We start from the raw sequence: 18,156 nt of genomic DNA on the forward strand, positions 1-18,156 counted from the left end.
CCTTGCCCGTGGGCGCGACGCCACGTCTGGCTGACTGGGCAATGATTCATGGGCCGCGAGAGTGACGTGGTCGTCGACCAGAAAACAACGATTTGTCGATTTATCTGTGAATCGATGTATGTGAGCCGCGTCTGTTTAGGGCTGTGTGCCCTGTCTGGCTGACATGGGGGGTCGGTATCCCTGTCCTCGTCTCGACGCTGGTTGAATGGTTCCATGTTGCAGACAGTCGTCGTCCTTGCAGGGGGACTCAGCCACCAGCGCGACATTTCCTTGAAGTCAGGTCGCACCGTTGCACAGGCGTTGCGCCGAGTCGGGCATGAGGTCGTCGAGGCCGACGTCGACTCCTCCCTCATTGAGACCCTGCGTGCCAACGATGGAGCTGTTGTCTTCCCCCTTTTGCATGGCGGCCTGGGAGAGAATGGTGCCCTTCTTGATGTGCTCACGCTCATGGGTGTTCCCTATGTGGGGTCGGGACCGGCGACCTGCCGCATTTCCTTCGACAAGTCCATCACGTCACGAACTGTTGCTGCCGCGGGTGTCACCACACCGCAGCAGGTTGCTCTTCCCCACGGCATCTTCCGAGAGCTCGGAGCTCGGAGCGTCATCCAGTCCATCGCGGAACGGTTCGGACTCCCAGTCGTCGTGAAACCAGCTTGCGGCGGCTCGAGCTTGGGAGTCACGAAGGTTGACGATGCCGTAGATCTCCCCCAAGCCATTGCCAACGCATATTCCTACGATGACATGGCAGTCGTCGAGGAATTCATCACTGGCACGGAGCTGGCAATCGGCATGATCACGACCTCTCAAGGGACGCAGGTGCTGCCTGCTGTGGAAATCCGCCCGGTCGGCGGGTTTTATGACTACTCGACGATGTATACCGGTGGCGAGGCTCGTCTGACCGCTCCCGCCGACATCAGCGATGACGCGGCAGAAGCTGCGACCGAGATGGCCAGGATCGTTCAACGTGAACTCGACTTCTCAGGTATTTCACGAGTGGACGCCATCGTGGACGAGTCGGGTCGTCCAGTCTTCCTGGAAGCCGGAGCTGTTCCAGGCATGACGGCAACATCCCTTGTCCCTGTGGCCATGGAAGCTGCTGGTTTGGATCTTGGCGAGGTGTGTTCGGAGCTCGTTGACGATGTCGCTCATAGCCATGGCTGAGATCGACCAGATTTCACGGACCGTCCTTACCACTCGCATCGGGCAGGCACCCATCATGCTGGTCGGCATTCTCTTGGCCGGGGTTGATCAGGTATGCAAGGGTAAGAGAGTGCCCATTCCACCCAGCGCACGGTCACCTTGGCAGAAGGTGCTGACGACGGTCATCACGACTCCGTGATCTCGACCGTTGTACTCCTGACTTCGACTGGAAGTGTTGGTTGGCCGGCCTCAGTACTCTGTTTCACGTGCAACACGGCGACGACGTGACCGGCGAGACTCTTGGCTGGCCCTTTACAGGCGCGCCAAAAAACGTGCGTGGCACTGGCAGGGATGCCACTGACGTTCGCACTGACCGGTCACAGCGGTGTCGACGATTGATCACCCACGCCCGACTACCCGATGACATTGACGACCGAGCCTGCGTATGTCACCATCCATACACGCTTCTCCAGCACCTGAAGCCACCGCCGGCACGGCTGTCGCAGATACCGTGTCACTGTGACAATTTATCGATAAGTCGTTCTAACTCTTCATTGCTATTGAAGGCCATGGTGACCGTGCCCCGACCGTTGCGCCGCTTCACCTTCACCGCGGTCTGGAAACGTTGGGACAGCTCATCCCCCCACTTCACGGCCTCGGCGTCCCTATGCGGCTTCTTGCGCTGATGGGGCTTGACCTCCGTCGTGTCATCCAGGGTCTGCCGAACGAGTTCCTCCGTCGCTCGCACTGACAGACCCTCATCCACAATACGATCGGCAATCCTGTTCTGGAGCTCCGAATCGTCCAACGACAACAGTGGACGAGCGTGTCCGGCAGTGATGTCACCCTCGAGGAGATGCTTTTGAACACCTGCGCTGAGCTTCAACAGTCGTATCGTATTGGCAATCTGCGACCGAGACCGCCGAATACGTTCCGACAATTCATCCTGGGTGCAACCAAAATCGCTGAGCATCTGCTCGTACGCGGCGGCCTCTTCCAATGGATTAAGTTGGACACGATGGAGATTCTCGAGAAGGGCATCTCGCAGCATGTCCTCGCTCGCCGTCGTTCGCACGATCGCAGGAATCGTCGCTAGACCAGCTTTCCGGGCTGCACGCCACCGTCGCTCGCCCATGACGAGTTCGTACCCATCGTCAACTGGCGTGACGATCACAGGCTGCAAGACGCCCACCGTCTTGATCGACTCAGCCAGCTCCGTCAGCTCATCATCGTCGAAGACCTTGCGTGGCTGTTTGCTATTCGGCCGGACTTTGTCGACCTCAATGAGCCTGAATCGTGAACCTTGGATGCCATCTTCCGCAGATGCATCCGCGGAGTCGCCGTCCGTGTCAAGGATCTCCTCATCATCGTCATCGAGATCAGTCCTCTGGAAGAACTCGCCGAAACCACGGCCCAAACCGCTGTGCTTTGCTGGCATCGTCACTTCTCCTTCGCATCGGAGGTATCAACTGGCGAGTCACCGCCATGCTCGCTGGAATATGGGGCAGGTGCGTGCCGTTTGGCGAACTCCGCGGTCGCCTCTCGGTACGCGACGGCGCCGGCAGAGTTTGGCTCGTATGTGAGGACACTCCGACCGTAGCTAGGTGCTTCTGAAACCCGAACAGACCTCGGAATCCGTGTCTTCATCGTCTCACGTGCGAAATGGGTGCGTACTTCCTCATCCACCTGTGTGGACAGCCTGGTCCTGCCGTCAAACATCGTCATGAGAATCGAACCCAGGCGGAGATCCTTGTTCATCGCACGACGGACGGCGTCAATAGTTCTCATGAGCTGAGTGACACCTTCAAGGGCGTAATACTCACACTGGATGGGCACAAAGACTTCATCAGCGGCGACAAGCGCATTAAGGGTCAGCAAGCCAAGAGACGGCGGGCAGTCAAGAATGACATAGTCGACGTCGTGAGTCTTGAGGTACTTGCGCAGCGCCTTCCGAAGGCGACGCTCTCGTCCCTTCACATCGACAAGTTGAAGCTCTGCTCCGGAAAGATCAATCGTCGCAGGTACGACTTCGAGTCCGGGCGCCTCCGGGCTCTCCATGGTGACGAGGGCAATGTCCTCCTCATCAATGAGGACCTCGTACGTTCCAGGTGTCCCTGCCTCATGCTCAACTCCAAGGGCCGTCGATGCGTTACCCTGAGGGTCGGTATCGATGATGAGCACTTTTAGCCCGCTCATGGCCAGGGCGACGGCAATGTTGATCGCTGTGGTTGTCTTACCCACTCCGCCCTTCTGATTGGCCACAGCGATCGTCGTGGCTCTGGTGGGACGGGGGAGTGTCAATGGTACAGCAGACGCCCTCGAATCGTCGACGCGATCGGCCGCTGGATCCGGTGCCTCAGGCACCTCGGGCCCATCAAAGGCCGCCCGCTTAGGTGCTCCGTCATAGATGGGGACCTCGTCGATCATGCGCATCCTTTCAGTTGCGAGCGAGAGTGATGTTTCACGTGAGACACCGTCGTCTGGTCACTCTACCGGGCACCTCCCGCAGACTTAGAGACATCTCTTCGCCTGTGGATAACTACACACCCCAACCACGAGATCCTGTGGATAACCTCATAGCGCAGGTGGATAACGGTGACTTAGATAATTGAACTGAGAACATGCCGACTCAAGATTCTCTTCGGCCTCTTCCGCCACGAACCCCCAGGCCAGGAATTGTCTCGACTCATGTTGGCTGAAGACTACATCAATTCACGAGTCCCCAAGACAGACTGCCCCTGTGTGATCCGGGTCGTGGAAATGCATCGCGTTCCGGCCTCAAGAACCATCCCGTTATACCAAGTCTTTCGGTCGAACTTCCATGATGCGTGCCTCACACCTAGAGTCACTCGAGATCACCCACCGGGTCCAGGATCCCAGTCGCACCGTGGTCTATGTCGCATGATCACTTTCCCCTGGTTGGTCAAGAACTCGCCCAGTAGCAATCTTCCGTCGAGCCCGGTTGACACTTGAATTGTCCGATGAACCTGCCTTTCCAACTGTTGACTCAGTCGATCCGACCGGCCCGCCACGTGACCAGATCACCCCTCATGCGCCGCCTTGGAGAACTACCTCCAGTGCCTCATACCGCCACGCGGTCGACAGTAACCTTTCTGACTACATAAGTCCTCAGAAAGTTTCGCTTCCTCCTTCGACTCGGTGTTGGTGTTGCCCCTCAACGCTGCACCAATACAGTTGGCAGCCACGTGGGGGTCACCTGTGGGCAACATCACCAACGATCTTTGTTGCGCAGTACAGAGTCATGCACGCACCAACGGAGGACTTTACGTTACTGGCCATGTTGATGGGGACGGCACCAGGGGTTACTCCAAGTCGACCAGTACGAGGTGGTCGGCACGATTCGCCAGCGTCATGTCGATCGGTACCGTGAGATCACCAACAACGCATGTGGAGTCGTGTTTCACGTGAAACAGGACCGGTCCATCTCAGTCGGGTCGCGGTCGAACTGTCTGATCGCTCGGCGATGCAACCAGGATCGCACTGCACCGACCAAGCTCGGTCACTTCAACTTTCGGCCATACACGCTACAAATCCCAACGACGCTCGCTGCGCCAATCACTCCGTGGCGTCAGTTTCTTCCGCGCACGGAGCATGGCTGTGAACCCAGGTCTTGCCCTCGCCCCCACAGACCATTATGTCAACCACACCGCACGACGGTGCCACTCTGGCAATGGGCCACCCCACCACTGAGGCACCCCACCACACCGCCTCGTGAACCAACTGGCATCCTGACCTCAACGAAGGACGCCCAACCTCGACCCAGCTCTCATAGCAGATCTCCCGCTATCGAGGTTACGAATCCAACCTAGTCAGACAGCGATCACGCAGACTTTCGTCGGGGATCTCGACTTTGAATCTCGCTATTGGACAATCACACCGTTTCAGGCAGATTCAGATCGACGGACACGCACTGCGCGCGTCACTTCCGACGATCTATCAGCGCGAACGAGAAGTACCTCCGCAGAAAGATGACGCTTGGAAAGTTCCTTCTTCGCTTTGGCCACTTCTTCATCGGCAGACTGCCCTTTCAATGCCAGAAGACAACCAGTCCGTCCGAACAAATCAGCCGTCCACGCAATAAGGGTGACCAGCTTCGCAACCGCTCGGGACACGACAACGTCGACCGAAATGCCTGCGTCTTCGGCACGGTCCCGCACAACCGTCACCCGATCGCTCAGCTCAAGTTCATCAACGGCGTCAGTCAAGAAGTTGTAGCGTCGCAGCATCGGCTCAACGAGGGTCATCTCCAGGTCTGGTCGCAAAACCGCTAGTGGAATGCCAGGCAAGCCTGCGCCACTTCCCACGTCGGCAACGTGAGATCCTTGCGGAATCAGGCTTTCCAGCGCCGCACTGTTGAGGACATGGCGCTCCCACAACCTGTCGACCTCACGGGGTCCAATCAATCCCCACTCAACTCCGCGATTAGACAATATATCGACATATCGTTTAATTGTCTCATATCTGGCGCCGTAAAGCCGCTCGGCTATCGCATCGTCTGTCACCTGGGTCATGGCAGACATCCTGCCATGCCTGCATACAGTGAGCATGATCGCTCTCTTCCAGCACTTCGATACCACGGTGGCAAGTTCCAGCGTCCTCGCGATCCGCCGACACCACTCGTTCCGCCCACCCCCGACAGAGCTCATCGCGACTCTCAGGTCGCCTCGAGGGTATCAGCCACATCACGTTCCCCCGAGGACCCTGGGTTTCTCGACCTTCCCATCGTCGCGATTCCATCACACCGCGAGCTCCTTGTTCCACGGACGCGGGCCCAGCCACCGGTAGTACCGGGCATCCCCATTAGACCCAACCAAGCCCATGATCACCTCCACAAGCCTCAAGGCGGTACCATGACCACGTGTCGACACTGGTTGCCCCACACCGGGGGAGTAGTCACCGACGCCCTTGAACTGTCCTCCCGTGAAGGCCGACCATCTCAGGGTCTGCCCCAGTTGTGCCAACAAGTGTGGCGCGCTGCCTCAACACAGACTCGTCGCGGTGAGGCCGCGGCTCACGCGAGGACTGGACGTCCTAGCTCGTAAGACCCACCCAGTGAGGCCCATCCAATTCGTCACCCATACTTCTACTCAAATTCAAGATACCACTGGTATTCAATAACTTGTGCACGACAGAATTTCAGCCATATGTTTCAGTCACCCATTGAGTGGCGCTTCGAACATTCGGCTCCAGCATGACTCAGTGATGCCCGAATTGTAGAGTCCTCAGGACTCAAGTTGTGAACACATCGTCCTCTGATTTATACGATCGGCACACCATGGAGCTCGGTTTCGTACGGTCAGCCGGCGGACGGACCATCGCATCTTCACGTATCGCTTCTGGTATCCCATCGACAAGACCGGCAATATCCAGGCATCGGCTACCAACGACACCCTTCAAGAACTCGAACGTGTCGCGTGGGACAGACTCCAGCTATATAGCTGTTTATCGATAAATATCCTATCCGCGCTGGGTCGGTGATCCATGTGCCCGAGCGAGACCTGCAAGTTCCGACCTCTCCCCCAGCCAGACGTCCATGACCAAACAGCACGCAGGATTTTGGCACCGCGGCCATCCATACAGCTCGGCGGTCCCCACAGGTTGGCGATGACAGCAGGAGAGTGGCGCCACCACCGACTCACCCTCAGCACGTCAGGGCGGCTCGCACAAAGGTTCTACAACCGGGGCCCTGCAGGTCACCTCAGCAGCTGGTTCAAGCCCTCGAAGCTCGTCCTCGGTCTTGAGGGTCCCGTCCTCGTGGCGCAACGCAAGCTGGACGTTGAACTGTGGCTTTCCGGCGGCAAGTCCGTGGCCACTCTGAGTCCCCTGTTTGAGTACCGACGTCACGCGCTGGCCTTCAGGGGCCGTGACGTCCAGTTCCACCTCGGTTAGCGAGATGCCGTTGTGATTGGTGATGGCGTCCCTGATCGTCTTGGTACCCCAGATACGGTGCTCGGCAATGTCGTTGCGGTACTCGTTGAGGACCGGTCCTCCTGGAAAATAGGCCAGGTAACAAGGTGAGTTCGTCACCGTCGTAAGACCCGATCCATTCACCTCGCTACTGCCCCTTCACCTGCACCCGAGCCGGGGTTTGCAAAAAGAACGTGACCTTCGTGCCGCAATGAACTCGAGCATCGTAGGGACGGGAATGAGGCGAACGGAATTGTCTTCTGACCACAACGTCGGAATAATCCCTTCATCAAAGATGACAGCCATGTCTGTCGGCTTGACCTGCTCACTTCGGGCACGACTCATGCACAAAAAGGGACCCGGCGGGTGTCACACCCGCCGGGTCCCACGCTCATGACTCGACTGAGTATGGGTCACTGTTCCTGCGTGATGACCACGTGACGCTTGGGCTCAACACCCTCGGACTCGCTGACGAGTCCCGCGGCCGCAACCGCGTCGTGCACGATCTTGCGCTCAAAGGGGTTCATGGGAGCCAGATGGGCTGGCTCACCGGTCTCCTTGACCGACTGAATTGCCTCGGTTGCCAGGACCACTAGCTCCTTGCGACGCGACTCCCGGTATCCGGCGACATCAAGCATGAGGCGGGAGCGATGCCCGACCTCAGTCATGACGGCCAGGCGGGACAACTCCTGCAGGGCCTCCAGGACCTTGCCGTCCTTGCCGACGAGGATCTGGGAATCCGTGACGATGGAGATGTGGGCTCGCCCGCTCTCCACATAGGTGTCGATGTCACCATCCAGGTCGGCGATGTCGAGGAGCTCCTCGAGATAGTCAGCGGCGACGTCACCCTCCTCATCGAGGGGGTCACCAGACTCCTCGCCGCCCTCCTCATCGTCGTCGACGTCATCCTCCGACTCGAGGTCGACGTCGTCGTCCTCAATATCCTCGACATCAAGACTGCCGCGATCCTCAACTTGATCGACGTCGAGCTCCTCAATACGCTCGCTGCTCTCGCTCATCGTTGTTCGTTACCTCTCAAGATCAACCAGTCATGCTGGTCCGTGGAATGGTTCGTGGCGGACCGGGGCCCGACCTCACTTCTTGCGTTGGGCTCGCGTCTGCTTGGCAGGCTGTTGACGACGGACGACCTGACGACCACCACTGACGTCCTTGCGCACCGTCTGACGGGTGACACCCTGACGAGCAACCATCGGTTTCTCGCCATCCTCGGCGGTTGCCACCGCAGTGGGGGCGACGACCTTGCGGCGACGCTTCTCGCGACGGGCACGCTCGATCTCGTCAGGGTCCTTGCCCTTGGCAATCATGCGTTCACGCCAGTCGATGTAGGCCGGGGTGTTCGGCGTCGGGTTGTTACGAATGAGGATCTCCTGCTGACCGAGGGTCCATAGGTTCGAGGTGCACCAGTAGAGCATGACGCCGATCGGGAAGCTCACACCGGAGAACAGGTACATCGCAGGGAAGAGGTAGATCATCATCTTCTGCTGCTGTGCCATCGGGCCGGTCAGGGACTCCGGCGGCATGTTCTTGCGCATCAGCTGAAGCTGGGTGTAGAACAACGTCGCCACCATGATGATGATGAGGACCAGGGCGACGATCTGGGTGCCACCGAAGCCGTTGTTCATCGGCAGGAAGCGGCCGGCCAGCTCAGCGCCGAAGAACTTGGCATGTTGCAGGGACTCCATGAGTCCCGGGTTCTCGGTGAAGAAGTGACCGCGGGCGATACCGCGGGAGGCACCGTCGAGCACGCGGAACAGGGCCAGGAAGATTGGCATCTGCAGCAACACGGGAAGACAGGACGCCGCCGGGTTGACCCCTTCCTCGCGGTAAAGGTTCATCATTTCCTGACCGGCACGTTCCCGGTCATCGCCGTACTTCTCCTGAATGGCCTTCATCTTCGGCTGAATCAGCTGCATCGATCGCGCAGAGTTGATCTGCTTGACGAACAGCGGCACCAACAGCAGACGGATGAAGATCGTCAGACAGACGATGGCCAACGTCCACGACACGCCAGAGTCGCGACCGAACAGCGGCGACCACAGGTAGTGGAAGAGGACAAGTAGGCCGGACACCGCCCAGTACAGCGGCACCATGATGGCGTGACCCATCGCATGTAGGGCGCCGCCCAGGCCAAGTATGACCATCGGGTTGAGCATCAGTTCTCACCTCGGGTGTGGGAAGGGGTACCCATGTGGGTACTCCCCGGATCGGTGTGTCCGGGGATGGTTCGTGGGGCCGATCCGTGATCCCTCGGGTCATCACCCGTCAGGTCATCGGTCGATTTCTTTGTGGAGCGCGCCAGCTCGGGGTGCAGGTCACACCATTGTCTCGCCTCGCGGGTGCCCGGCACAGGGTCGTACCCACCGTTGGACCATGGATTGCATCGCAGGATCCGCCAGATGATCATCGGCGTCGCCCGGAACACTCCGTGCACCTGCAGGGCTCGCAGACCATAGGAGGAACAGCTCGGTTCGTACTTGCAGACATCACCGTAGAGTGGCGAGATCAAGGCCCGCCAGCCTTTGACGAAGCCAATGGCCAGCCATGTGAAGGGGCGAAAACGTCGCGGCGTGCCCCACAGACCACTGCTGTGAGCCGGACGCCGTGCCGGTACCGTTGCAGTCATCATCGAAGTTTCCGCAATGCTTGGTGCCATGCCCCGTCGAGATCCTTGGCAACCCGATCAGGTTGGGTTGCGGCAGCTGGCAGGGCTCGCACGACGACGACGGTGCCATCCTCGAGTTCGTCAACGAAGGGACGACACAGGTGCCGCAGACGACGCTTCACCCGATTGCGGGTGACGGCATTGCCGACGGCTTTGGAGACGACAAAACCGACCCGTGGCGCGAGCTCGGGTCGGGAAGTTGTCGGTCCGTCGGACGCTGGTGGCCCACCGGTACCACAGTTGTCCACAACAGCTGTGGACAACTCGGTGATATCGGTCGGTTCAGGCTGACCGTATGCACATCGTCCAGCGTGGACGACGAGAGTGGGACGGCCTGATCTAACGCCCTCGCGAACCGCGGCGCGGAAGTCACCAGGACGGTGCATCCGCAACCGGGCGGGCAGCATGGAGACTCAGGCCGACAGCTTGGCGCGACCCTTGCGACGACGAGCGGCGAGGATGTCGCGGCCGGCACGGGTGCGCATGCGGGAACGGAAGCCGTGGTTACGGGCACGACGACGGTTGCTGGGCTGAAAGGTGCGCTTCACGGGGATGTTCTCCCTTGTGTCTCGGGGATCACCCGGGGGATCGACACGAGCCGGTGCCTCCGGGGCGCCCGGATGGGCGCAGGGGAAGTGGACGCTGAGGACAGCGACCGGACAACTCTACGTTGTCAAACCCGTTGTCGGCAAACTGGCAATCTCGCCACGAACAGCTACTGAACAACATCCATGAAACCACAGTGATGTAGTGCTCTGACCCGCCTGACAAGCCATTCAAACCGGTTGCGGATGGACCCGTGACTCACTAGCGTTCGACAGTACGGCGCCCTTCCGGTGCCCTGTCACACGGGTTGTGGAAAACTGTGTGGACAACTCTCGACGACTTTCTAAGGGAACAGGTGGTGGAATGTCCGACACCCCGTTCGGCGACGCCGACCACCCTCGTCCCGCGCCGATTCATCCGGACGCCGTGCTGCCCCCACCGATGAGTTCGCAGCCGAGCGACAGTGATCCCATCAAGGCCCTCAACACGGCTTGGGACGAAATCCTCAAGAAGGTTTCCAAACCCAACCGCGCGTGGTTGTCCAACACCACACCAGTGACGATGCACGGGTCGACCGTCATAATCGCCGTCCCCAACGAATTTGCCCGTGAACGCGTCGAGTCCAAGATGCGTCATGAACTCGAAGAGCTCCTCTCCGACCAGTTCCACAAGGGCATCCGACTCGCCATCACGATCGATTCCGATCTGGAGTTGGCCCTCGGTGCCCCCGAGCATGACGACGAGGAGGAAGAGACTCCCGTCCCACCGGCCCAATTCGTTCCCAAGGTCACCGTCGGAGCGGCTGAACCCTCCACCCAGCCAACCCCAGGCGTTGATGATGACGAGGGCAACCGACTCAACCCCAAGTACACCTTCGACTCCTTCGTCATCGGCGCTTCCAACCGGTTCGCCCACGCGGCTGCTGTCGCCGTCGCGGAGGCGCCCGGCAAGTCGTACAACCCGCTACTCATCTATGGCGGCTCCGGACTGGGCAAGACCCACCTGCTGCACGCCATCGGTCGCTACGTGATGTCCTACTACGACAACGTCAAGGTGAAATACGTCTCCACCGAGGAACTCACCAACGACTTCATCAACGCCATCGGCACCAACCGCACCAGGGAATTCCGTCGCTCCTACCGCGACGTCGACGTCCTGCTGGTCGACGACATCCAATTCTTGGAGTCGAAGATCCAGACCCAGGAGGAGTTCTTCCACACCTTCAACACCCTCCACAACGCCCAGAAGCAGATCGTCATGACTTCCGACCGGCCGCCAAAGCTGCTGGAGGCCTTGGAGCCACGTCTGCGCAGCCGGTTTGAGTGGGGCCTGCTCACCGACATCCAGCCCCCCGATCTCGAGACACGCATCGCCATCCTGCGGCGTAAGGTCGCAGCGGAGAAGATCACCGTTGAGCCTGAAGTACTGGAGTTCATCGCTAGCCGCATCCAGACCAACATCCGTGAACTCGAGGGCGCCCTTATCCGGGTGACGGCCTTTGCCAGCCTCAACCAACAACCGGTGGACATCTCCTTGGCGGAAGTCGTCCTCAAGGACCTCATGCCAGAAGGCCGGGAGACCCCAGTGACTCCCGAACGAATCATTGCCGAGACCGCCGACTATTTCGACATTTCCACCGATGACCTGCTGGGCACTTCACGCACTCAGACCCTTGTCACAGCCCGACAAATCGCGATGTACCTGTGTCGGGAACTCACCGATCTCTCGTTGCCCAAGATCGGTGCTGAGTTCGGTGGCAAGGACCACACCACGGTGATGCACGCCGACCGCAAGATCCGCGCTCTCATGGGGGAACAGCGGCAGATCTTCAACCAGGTCTCCGAGATCACCAACCGCATCAAGCAGTACTGACCGTCTCTCCACGATCCCGGCGTTTCTGAGGAACCGTCATCGGTCGCCCCTCCAACCCTGCCATGCTGATGCCTGTCCGCATCCAGCCGAAGCACGTGCGCGTTCCAAGACCCATTCCTGCTTCTGCGGATGCCTTACCCACGCATCCATACGCCCATTCCCACACCCGTGTGTGGAAAACCGGTGGACACTCGGGGGACAACGTCGACCGTCCACAGACACCTCTTCGGCACACACATCCGATCCACGTCGTCATCCACACCCTCAAAGACTCTGCGACAAGGGTCTTCACGGGTTATCCACAAGATCCACAGGGGTTATGAGTATGAAGAAAAGACATACATCTCCATCCCTTGAAAGTCTGTGGGTGTGGATTTGGGGACAAGGCCTCCTTCGCTGTTGCTCAACCCCACAAGATCTACTGACGGTAAGTTCCCCCAGATCGTCGACCACACCCTCAACATTGACATCACCTGGGTGCGATTCGCCCTGTGGCATGGATATGATCGACCTGCAAGCACCGTGGGGTGCAAGACGCTAAGTCAAGGGGACGCAGTGAAAATCCGTCTGGAACGTGATGTCATGGCCGAAGCTGTCGCCTGGGCTGCCCGCAGCCTGCCGAACCGGCCGACAGTGCCGATCCTGGCTGGACTACTCGTGCGCGCCGAGAACGGCTCCGTCGTGATGTCTGCCTCCGACAACGAGACCAGTGCTCAGATCACCCTTCCCGGCCAGGTCGACGAGCCTGGCGAATCCTTGGTTTCCGGCAAGCTGCTGGCCGACATTGCGCGCAGCTTGCCCAACAAGCCGATCCAGATCACCACGGATCCCGCCAAGATGGATCTTGTCTGTGGATCTGCCCGCTTCACCTTGCAGGCTCTGCCGGTTGACGAGTACCCTGACCTGCCGCAGATGCCGGCTGCCACCGGCACCGTTGAGGCCGATGTCTTCTCCCGGGCTGTCGCCCAGGTCGTTGTGGCTGCTGGCCGCGACGAGTTGCTGCCGGTCTTCACCGGCGTGCGCGTCGAGATCAATGGCGAGGTCCTCTCCCTCCTGGCCACCGACCGTTACCGCATGGCCCTCAAGGAGATCACCTGGAACCCGGCCACCACCGACGCCGAGGCCACCGCGCTGGTGCCGGCCAAGGTCATGAATGAGACCGCCCGCTCCATGACCTCCGGTGAGCACGTCACTGTGAACCTCTCCTCAGGCGAGAACGGCGAGGGCCTGGTTGGTTTCGAGGGTGATGGTGCCAACGGCATGCGTCGGATGACCACCCGTCTGCTGAGTGGGGAGTTCCCCAAGGTTCGCCACCTCATGGACATCAAGGCCACCCGATCGGTGCGCGCTCGTACCGACGAGCTCATCAACTCGGTGCGTCGTGTCTCCCTGGTGGCCGAGCGCAACACCCCCCTACGCATGGTCATCAATGACGACTCGGTCGCCCTGTCGGCTGCCACCGGCGACCAGGCCCAGGCCTCCGAGGCCATCGAGGCCATTGTCACTGACCACGTCGACGGAGAGCCCACCATCACGGCGGCTGGATTCAACCCGCACTACCTGTCTGACGCCCTCAGTGCCCTGGACACCCCCTACGTGCATTTCTCCTTCACCGCTCCCGGTAAGCCGTGCCTGGTCACCGGTCTCAATGATCTCGACGGCAAGCCGGAGACGGATTACCGTCACGTCATCATGCTGATGAGGTTGCCGTCCTGACGTCGCGGCGAGTCACGAGAACGCTGATCTCAGCCTAGTCGTGTCGGGCCATAGCACTGTCCCTTGTTCCCATGTGTTATGGGGTGCCAGGTAACTGTCCTGGACGGATTGCCACACTGGTTCCATGACAACCATCGCTGACGTCAGGACTGAGGTTAACCGCGTCTTCGATGCCCTCAATGCGCCTTCCTGGCCCGATCCCCACGCTGACAACCCGATTGCGGCCGAGGAGGAGTACAGCAGGGTCACCGATCCACAGCGGTATCGGGCTCTCGTGCTTCGTCTGCAAGCCTGGCAACAGGCTCTTTCCATCCTGTGCGACGTCGACGTCGACACCATGACCAAGGGGGAGGACCGGTTGCAGCAGCGCTGGTCGAGCCCGCACGGAGACACTCTGCCGCTGTACGTCTCCGTCGTCACCTTCGACCAGGTCCCCTTCCTCGGGCTGTCGGTCACCTCCGACGCCGACCCCTTCGACATCGTCCCCGATTGTGCCTGTGATGCCTGTGACTCCGGGTCTGCGGACCTGCTGGCCGTCCTCGACGACGACATGACGGCCCTCGTCGACGGCAGTCTGGTCTCCATCGTCGCCCCGTCGGACTCGGATCGGTCGGCGTTCCGACTGGTGGCCACCAGCCGACGCTGCGCGTTGGACTGGGGAGGGGACGGTCCTGCTCCGCTGTCGGAACCGGAAGCCGTCGTCGACGCGATCCGCAGCGGTGATGATCCTCTCCTGCCCGAGGGTTGCGTCATCCTGCACGGTAGGCCGTGGCTGTGACCATGCCTGTCCGGTAACCTGACAGGTTGAGCATCGGGGGAGGTTCGGATGTTTGTTGAGCGCCTCGAACTAGTTGATTTCCGCTCGTACGTTCGTGCCGACGTTCCGATGACCGCAGGGGCCACGACCTTCATCGGATCCAACGGTCAGGGGAAAACGAACCTCGTAGAAGCGGTGGAATACCTTTCAACGTTGTCGTCGCATCGCGTCAGCAACGACACCCCATTGGTGAGGCTGGGAGCCGATCAGGCAGTCGTGCGAGGCCGGGTTCGTGCCGGAGTCGACGATGCTCGCAGCTTGTTGTTGGAGGTGGAGGTCAATGCTCGTCGCGCGAATCGGGCACGCATCAATCGTGCTCCGCTGACGCGTCCTCGCGAGATCCTCGGGGTGCTGAGAACGGTGGTGTTCTCACCCAATGACCTGGCAGTGGTGCGCGGTGATCCGTCGGATCGTCGAGCGTTCCTCGATGGCCTGGTGGTGACGCGATGGCCGCGGATGGCTGGGGTGAAGGCGGACTACGAACGCGTCCTCAAACAGCGCAATGCCCTGCTCAAATCACTTGCTGGCAAGGGACCATCGGCTGGGGCTGAGATCGGCGCCACAATGGAGATTTGGGACGATGAGCTGGCCACGATCGGTGCCGAGTTGCTTTCTGCGCGCTTGGACACCTTGTCGACTGTGATGCCGTTGACCTCAGTTGCCTACCGCGAGATTGCTCCGGTGAACGACTTGGCCACAGCGTCATACAAGTCGACGATTGATCTCGACGGGTTGTGGTCGCCTCCGCAGGAGGGTCACACTGGTGCCCCCATTGACCGTGGTGAGCTTGCGAATCGGTTTCTGAACGCCCTGGCGAGGCGCCGAGGTGATGAGCTCAGTCGTGGCGTCACCCTCGTTGGACCACAGCGCGACGACATCGTCTTGCATATTGGTGAGATGCCGGCCAAAGGATATGCCTCACATGGTGAATCGTGGTCGCTGGCGTTGGCCTTACGACTGGGGTCGTTCCAGCTACTGCGTGACGATGGGGTTGAGCCCGTTTTGGTCCTTGACGACGTTTTCGCCGAGCTGGACGCAACGCGCCGGGATCGACTGGCATCGTCAGTGGTGCAGGCCGATCAGGTGCTTGTGACGGCTGCGGTGGCCTCGGACGTCCCCAAGATTCTGCGAGGGGAGAGGTTCGACGTCGGTGGTGGTCAGGTGTTGGCTCATGAGGGGAGTGACGATGACTGACGGAGTTGATCCGCGAGACCGGGTCGTCCCTTCCGACGAGGACCGTCGTCTGGCCGCCGATCATGATGACGAAGGGGTCGACGTCGCCCTGACCATCGCCCGGGCTGCCCGTGGCGAACCAGCAGGAACCCCGCGTCGTGACGATGACGGTGAGGTTCTGCTACCACCCCCTCGGCGCGCCACGGCGAGGAGACGTCATCGTCCCCCCGGTACCCCGACATGGTCAGGCCCGGGAAAGGACGCCCGCGACCCGATGGCCCTGGGAGATGCCTTCACCAACCTTGTGAAGTCCAAGGGATGGGGACGTCAGGTCAACCTGCACCTGGTCCTCTCACGCTGGCCAGAACTCGTCGGCCCGACCAACGCCGAGCACTCCCGGCCGGTCAAGTACCAGGGCACGGTTCTCACGGTGCGTACCGAGGCGACGGTGTGGGCCACCTCCTTGCGCACCATCGCCCCACAGCTGGTCGCCGAACTCAATCGCCGGCTGGGGGAGGGGACCGTCACTCGTGTTGTGATTGAGGGACCGAATACACCGAGTTGGAGGCATGGGCCACGGTCAGTGCCAGGACGTGGGCCGCGAGATACCTACGGATGAGGCGGAAGTCCAGTCATTGTGATCGTGTTCTCGAGGTGTGGATGATGAAAAGCAATCTTTCCATGTGGTCAAGCGGAATTGTCATCGCGGACATCGTGACGCTCGTCGTTATGATTATGGTGTCAGCTGACAAGAGAATCGATGGCTCGTTAGGTTATGCTTGTGTATTTGGGATTATTTTCACAATCGCGTGTGTACTGGGTGTGTTGGCAGCCGTCAAGGGACCAGGGTCTCGTGCATCACGGTGGGTTCACGGCATCGGGTGCGTGGTCCTTGCGGTTGCGGTCGGTTCCTTCCTTGTGCACGATGAACCGACGACCATCAACGTTTTCGGATTCTCGGGCGTCATCGGCGGGGTGATCCTCATGATCGTCGGGACCATTCTTGTCCAGATGACTCGACCACGATAGGCGTGATGAAATTGGGTCATGCGTGCACTGACAGGCCGGATTCAACACTACGACTGGGGTTCAGCCGACGCCATCCCCACCATCCTCGGTGTCACACCCGATGGCACCCCGTGGGCCGAATATTGGCTAGGTGCCCACCCTAAAGCGCCGTCAACCCTGCCTGACGATTCAGCGTTAGACCAGTGGCTCGTGCAGCACCCCAACGAGTTGGGCGCAGAAAGCCGTGAGGCTTTCGGTGATCGTCTGCCCTTCCTGCTCAAGATCTTGTCGGCCTCCCATGCCCTGAGCATCCAGGCTCATCCGTCGCGTGAGCAGGCCGAGGAAGGATTCGCCGCCGAGAACGAGGCTGGCGTGCCCGTCGATGCCCCCAATCGCATCTTTCGTGACGATTGGCCCAAACCGGAGATGATCGTCGCCCTCACCGATTTCGACGCCCTGTGTGGATTCCGCGAGTCTTCGTCATCCCTGGCGCTGCTATCAGGCCTGGGCAAGGTTGACGGCCTCGACCACTTGCTGACACTGCTGAGCAGGGACGATGGCCTGGCTGAGTTCGTGGCGACGGCGTTGTCAGGTGGCGACGCGGTGACCTCGGTCGTTGAGAGAGTTGTGACGGCTTCGCGCGCATATCTCAGCGATGGAACGGACGAGGACGTCCGTAGTCTGGCTCACACTGCCGTCGACCTGTGGCGAGACCATCCCGGCGACCCGTCGATTCTTGTCGCCTTGCTCATGAACCGGGTCAGACTGGCACCCGGCCAGCACATCCATCTTGGTGCTGGGACCCTGCACGCGTATCTGCGGGGCACTGGTGTGGAGATCATGGCCAACTCCGACAACGTCCTGCGCGGTGGCCTGACCAGCAAGTACATCGATGTCAAGGCCTTGCGTGACCACGCCATCATGAGTCCTGTGCCGTGCGTTGGTGAGTATCCACAGCAGATCTCCCCTGGAGTGGATTTGTACCGCACTGAGTTCCCGGAATTCAGGCTCTGGTCGGTACAGGGCGGCGACGATCCGATCACCCTTCCTGCTGTCGAGCTGGGGCGGATTGTTCTTATTACTGAGGGCACGGTGGTGGCCCAATCCAATAGTGACGACCTTGAGCTACACCGTGGCCAAGCGGCGTGGCTGGCCGCTGGTGAACAGGTCACGCTGACAGGTCAAGGGCATGGATTCTTGGCGAGTGCCGGAGTGGACACCGACCACTCCTGAGTGAGACGTGGCACGCACCGCGGACCGAACCCGGTGCGGT

At 60.2% G+C, this 18,156-nt stretch carries 18 protein-coding genes; 9 read left to right on the forward strand and 9 right to left on the reverse strand.

From position 1 onward, the window contains the following. The first annotated feature begins 213 nt into the window (after positions 1-213). Both ACSJJT_RS07220 and ACSJJT_RS07225 read left to right on the forward strand, forming a co-directional pair. The gene (locus ACSJJT_RS07220; RefSeq protein WP_435917633.1) at positions 214-1,161 is read left to right on the forward strand and encodes a D-alanine--D-alanine ligase family protein; all 948 of its coding nucleotides are present in this window, start codon (positions 214-216) and stop codon (positions 1,159-1,161) included. Then, complete coding sequence (locus tag ACSJJT_RS07225) at positions 1,154-1,339, forward strand: hypothetical protein (RefSeq protein WP_435917634.1); 186 nt, start codon at positions 1,154-1,156, stop codon at positions 1,337-1,339. The genes ACSJJT_RS07220 and ACSJJT_RS07225 overlap by 8 nt, the downstream gene beginning before the upstream one ends. Positions 1,340-1,654: 315 nt before the next feature. On the opposite strand, the gene ACSJJT_RS07230 is transcribed toward ACSJJT_RS07225, so the two are convergent. From ACSJJT_RS07230 to rpmH, 9 genes are all read right to left on the reverse strand, one after another. Beyond that, positions 1,655-2,584, reverse strand: a complete 930-nt coding sequence (locus ACSJJT_RS07230) for a ParB/RepB/Spo0J family partition protein (protein ID WP_435917635.1) — start codon at positions 2,582-2,584, stop codon at positions 1,655-1,657. Continuing rightward, the gene (locus ACSJJT_RS07235; RefSeq protein WP_435917636.1) at positions 2,581-3,573 is read right to left on the reverse strand and encodes a ParA family protein; all 993 of its coding nucleotides are present in this window, start codon (positions 3,571-3,573) and stop codon (positions 2,581-2,583) included. The genes ACSJJT_RS07230 and ACSJJT_RS07235 overlap by 4 nt, the downstream gene beginning before the upstream one ends. A gap of 1,469 nt (positions 3,574-5,042) precedes the next feature. After that, the gene (rsmG, locus tag ACSJJT_RS07240; RefSeq protein WP_435917637.1) at positions 5,043-5,681 is read right to left on the reverse strand and encodes a 16S rRNA (guanine(527)-N(7))-methyltransferase RsmG; all 639 of its coding nucleotides are present in this window, start codon (positions 5,679-5,681) and stop codon (positions 5,043-5,045) included. A 1,129-nt stretch (positions 5,682-6,810) separates the two neighbouring features. Next, complete coding sequence (locus ACSJJT_RS07245) at positions 6,811-7,188, reverse strand: hypothetical protein (RefSeq protein WP_435917638.1); 378 nt, start codon at positions 7,186-7,188, stop codon at positions 6,811-6,813. Positions 7,189-7,481: 293 nt separating this feature from the next. Then, the gene (locus tag ACSJJT_RS07250; protein ID WP_435917639.1) at positions 7,482-8,087 is read right to left on the reverse strand and encodes a Jag family protein; all 606 of its coding nucleotides are present in this window, start codon (positions 8,085-8,087) and stop codon (positions 7,482-7,484) included. A 75-nt stretch (positions 8,088-8,162) separates the two neighbouring features. Then, positions 8,163-9,242: a membrane protein insertase YidC gene (gene yidC / locus ACSJJT_RS07255; RefSeq protein WP_435917640.1), complete on the reverse strand. Its 1,080-nt coding sequence runs from the start codon at positions 9,240-9,242 to the stop codon at positions 8,163-8,165. Further along, a complete protein-coding gene (yidD, locus tag ACSJJT_RS07260) occupies positions 9,242-9,715 on the reverse strand; it encodes a membrane protein insertion efficiency factor YidD (RefSeq protein ID WP_435917641.1) in 474 nt (157 codons plus the stop codon). Before yidD ends, yidC begins: the two co-directional genes overlap by 1 nt. Continuing rightward, on the reverse strand, positions 9,712-10,158 hold the full coding sequence (gene rnpA / locus ACSJJT_RS07265; protein WP_435917642.1) for a ribonuclease P protein component: 447 nt from the start codon (positions 10,156-10,158) through the stop codon (positions 9,712-9,714). The genes yidD and rnpA overlap by 4 nt, the downstream gene beginning before the upstream one ends. 6 nt (positions 10,159-10,164) lie before the next feature. After that, on the reverse strand, positions 10,165-10,299 hold the full coding sequence (rpmH, locus tag ACSJJT_RS07270; protein ID WP_435917643.1) for a 50S ribosomal protein L34: 135 nt from the start codon (positions 10,297-10,299) through the stop codon (positions 10,165-10,167). A gap of 361 nt (positions 10,300-10,660) precedes the next feature. Between rpmH and dnaA the strand changes: the two genes are divergently transcribed. From dnaA to manA, 7 genes are all read left to right on the forward strand, one after another. Next, positions 10,661-12,169, forward strand: coding sequence for a chromosomal replication initiator protein DnaA (dnaA, locus tag ACSJJT_RS07275; RefSeq protein WP_435917644.1), 1,509 nt, complete (start codon positions 10,661-10,663; stop codon positions 12,167-12,169). 555 nt (positions 12,170-12,724) lie between these two features. Continuing rightward, positions 12,725-13,885: a DNA polymerase III subunit beta gene (gene dnaN, locus ACSJJT_RS07280; protein WP_435917645.1), complete on the forward strand. Its 1,161-nt coding sequence runs from the start codon at positions 12,725-12,727 to the stop codon at positions 13,883-13,885. Between the two features lie 124 nt (positions 13,886-14,009). After that, the gene (locus ACSJJT_RS07285) at positions 14,010-14,663 is read left to right on the forward strand and encodes a DUF6226 family protein (RefSeq protein WP_435917646.1); all 654 of its coding nucleotides are present in this window, start codon (positions 14,010-14,012) and stop codon (positions 14,661-14,663) included. Between the two features lie 48 nt (positions 14,664-14,711). Then, positions 14,712-15,896 carry a DNA replication/repair protein RecF gene (gene recF / locus ACSJJT_RS07290; protein WP_435917648.1) on the forward strand — a complete coding sequence of 395 codons (1,185 nt, stop codon included), beginning with the start codon at positions 14,712-14,714 and terminating at the stop codon, positions 15,894-15,896. Further along, a complete protein-coding gene (locus tag ACSJJT_RS07295) occupies positions 15,889-16,494 on the forward strand; it encodes a DciA family protein (RefSeq protein WP_435917649.1) in 606 nt (201 codons plus the stop codon). Before recF ends, ACSJJT_RS07295 begins: the two co-directional genes overlap by 8 nt. A gap of 41 nt (positions 16,495-16,535) precedes the next feature. Then, positions 16,536-16,904: a hypothetical protein gene (locus ACSJJT_RS07300; RefSeq protein ID WP_435917650.1), complete on the forward strand. Its 369-nt coding sequence runs from the start codon at positions 16,536-16,538 to the stop codon at positions 16,902-16,904. Between the two features lie 18 nt (positions 16,905-16,922). Continuing rightward, positions 16,923-18,116, forward strand: a complete 1,194-nt coding sequence (gene manA, locus ACSJJT_RS07305; RefSeq protein ID WP_435917651.1) for a mannose-6-phosphate isomerase, class I — start codon at positions 16,923-16,925, stop codon at positions 18,114-18,116. Positions 18,117-18,156: the final 40 nt, after the last annotated feature.

The sequence above is a fragment of the Cutibacterium nasicola genome (assembly GCF_051303185.1).
Lineage (GTDB): Bacteria > Actinomycetota > Actinomycetes > Propionibacteriales > Propionibacteriaceae > Cutibacterium.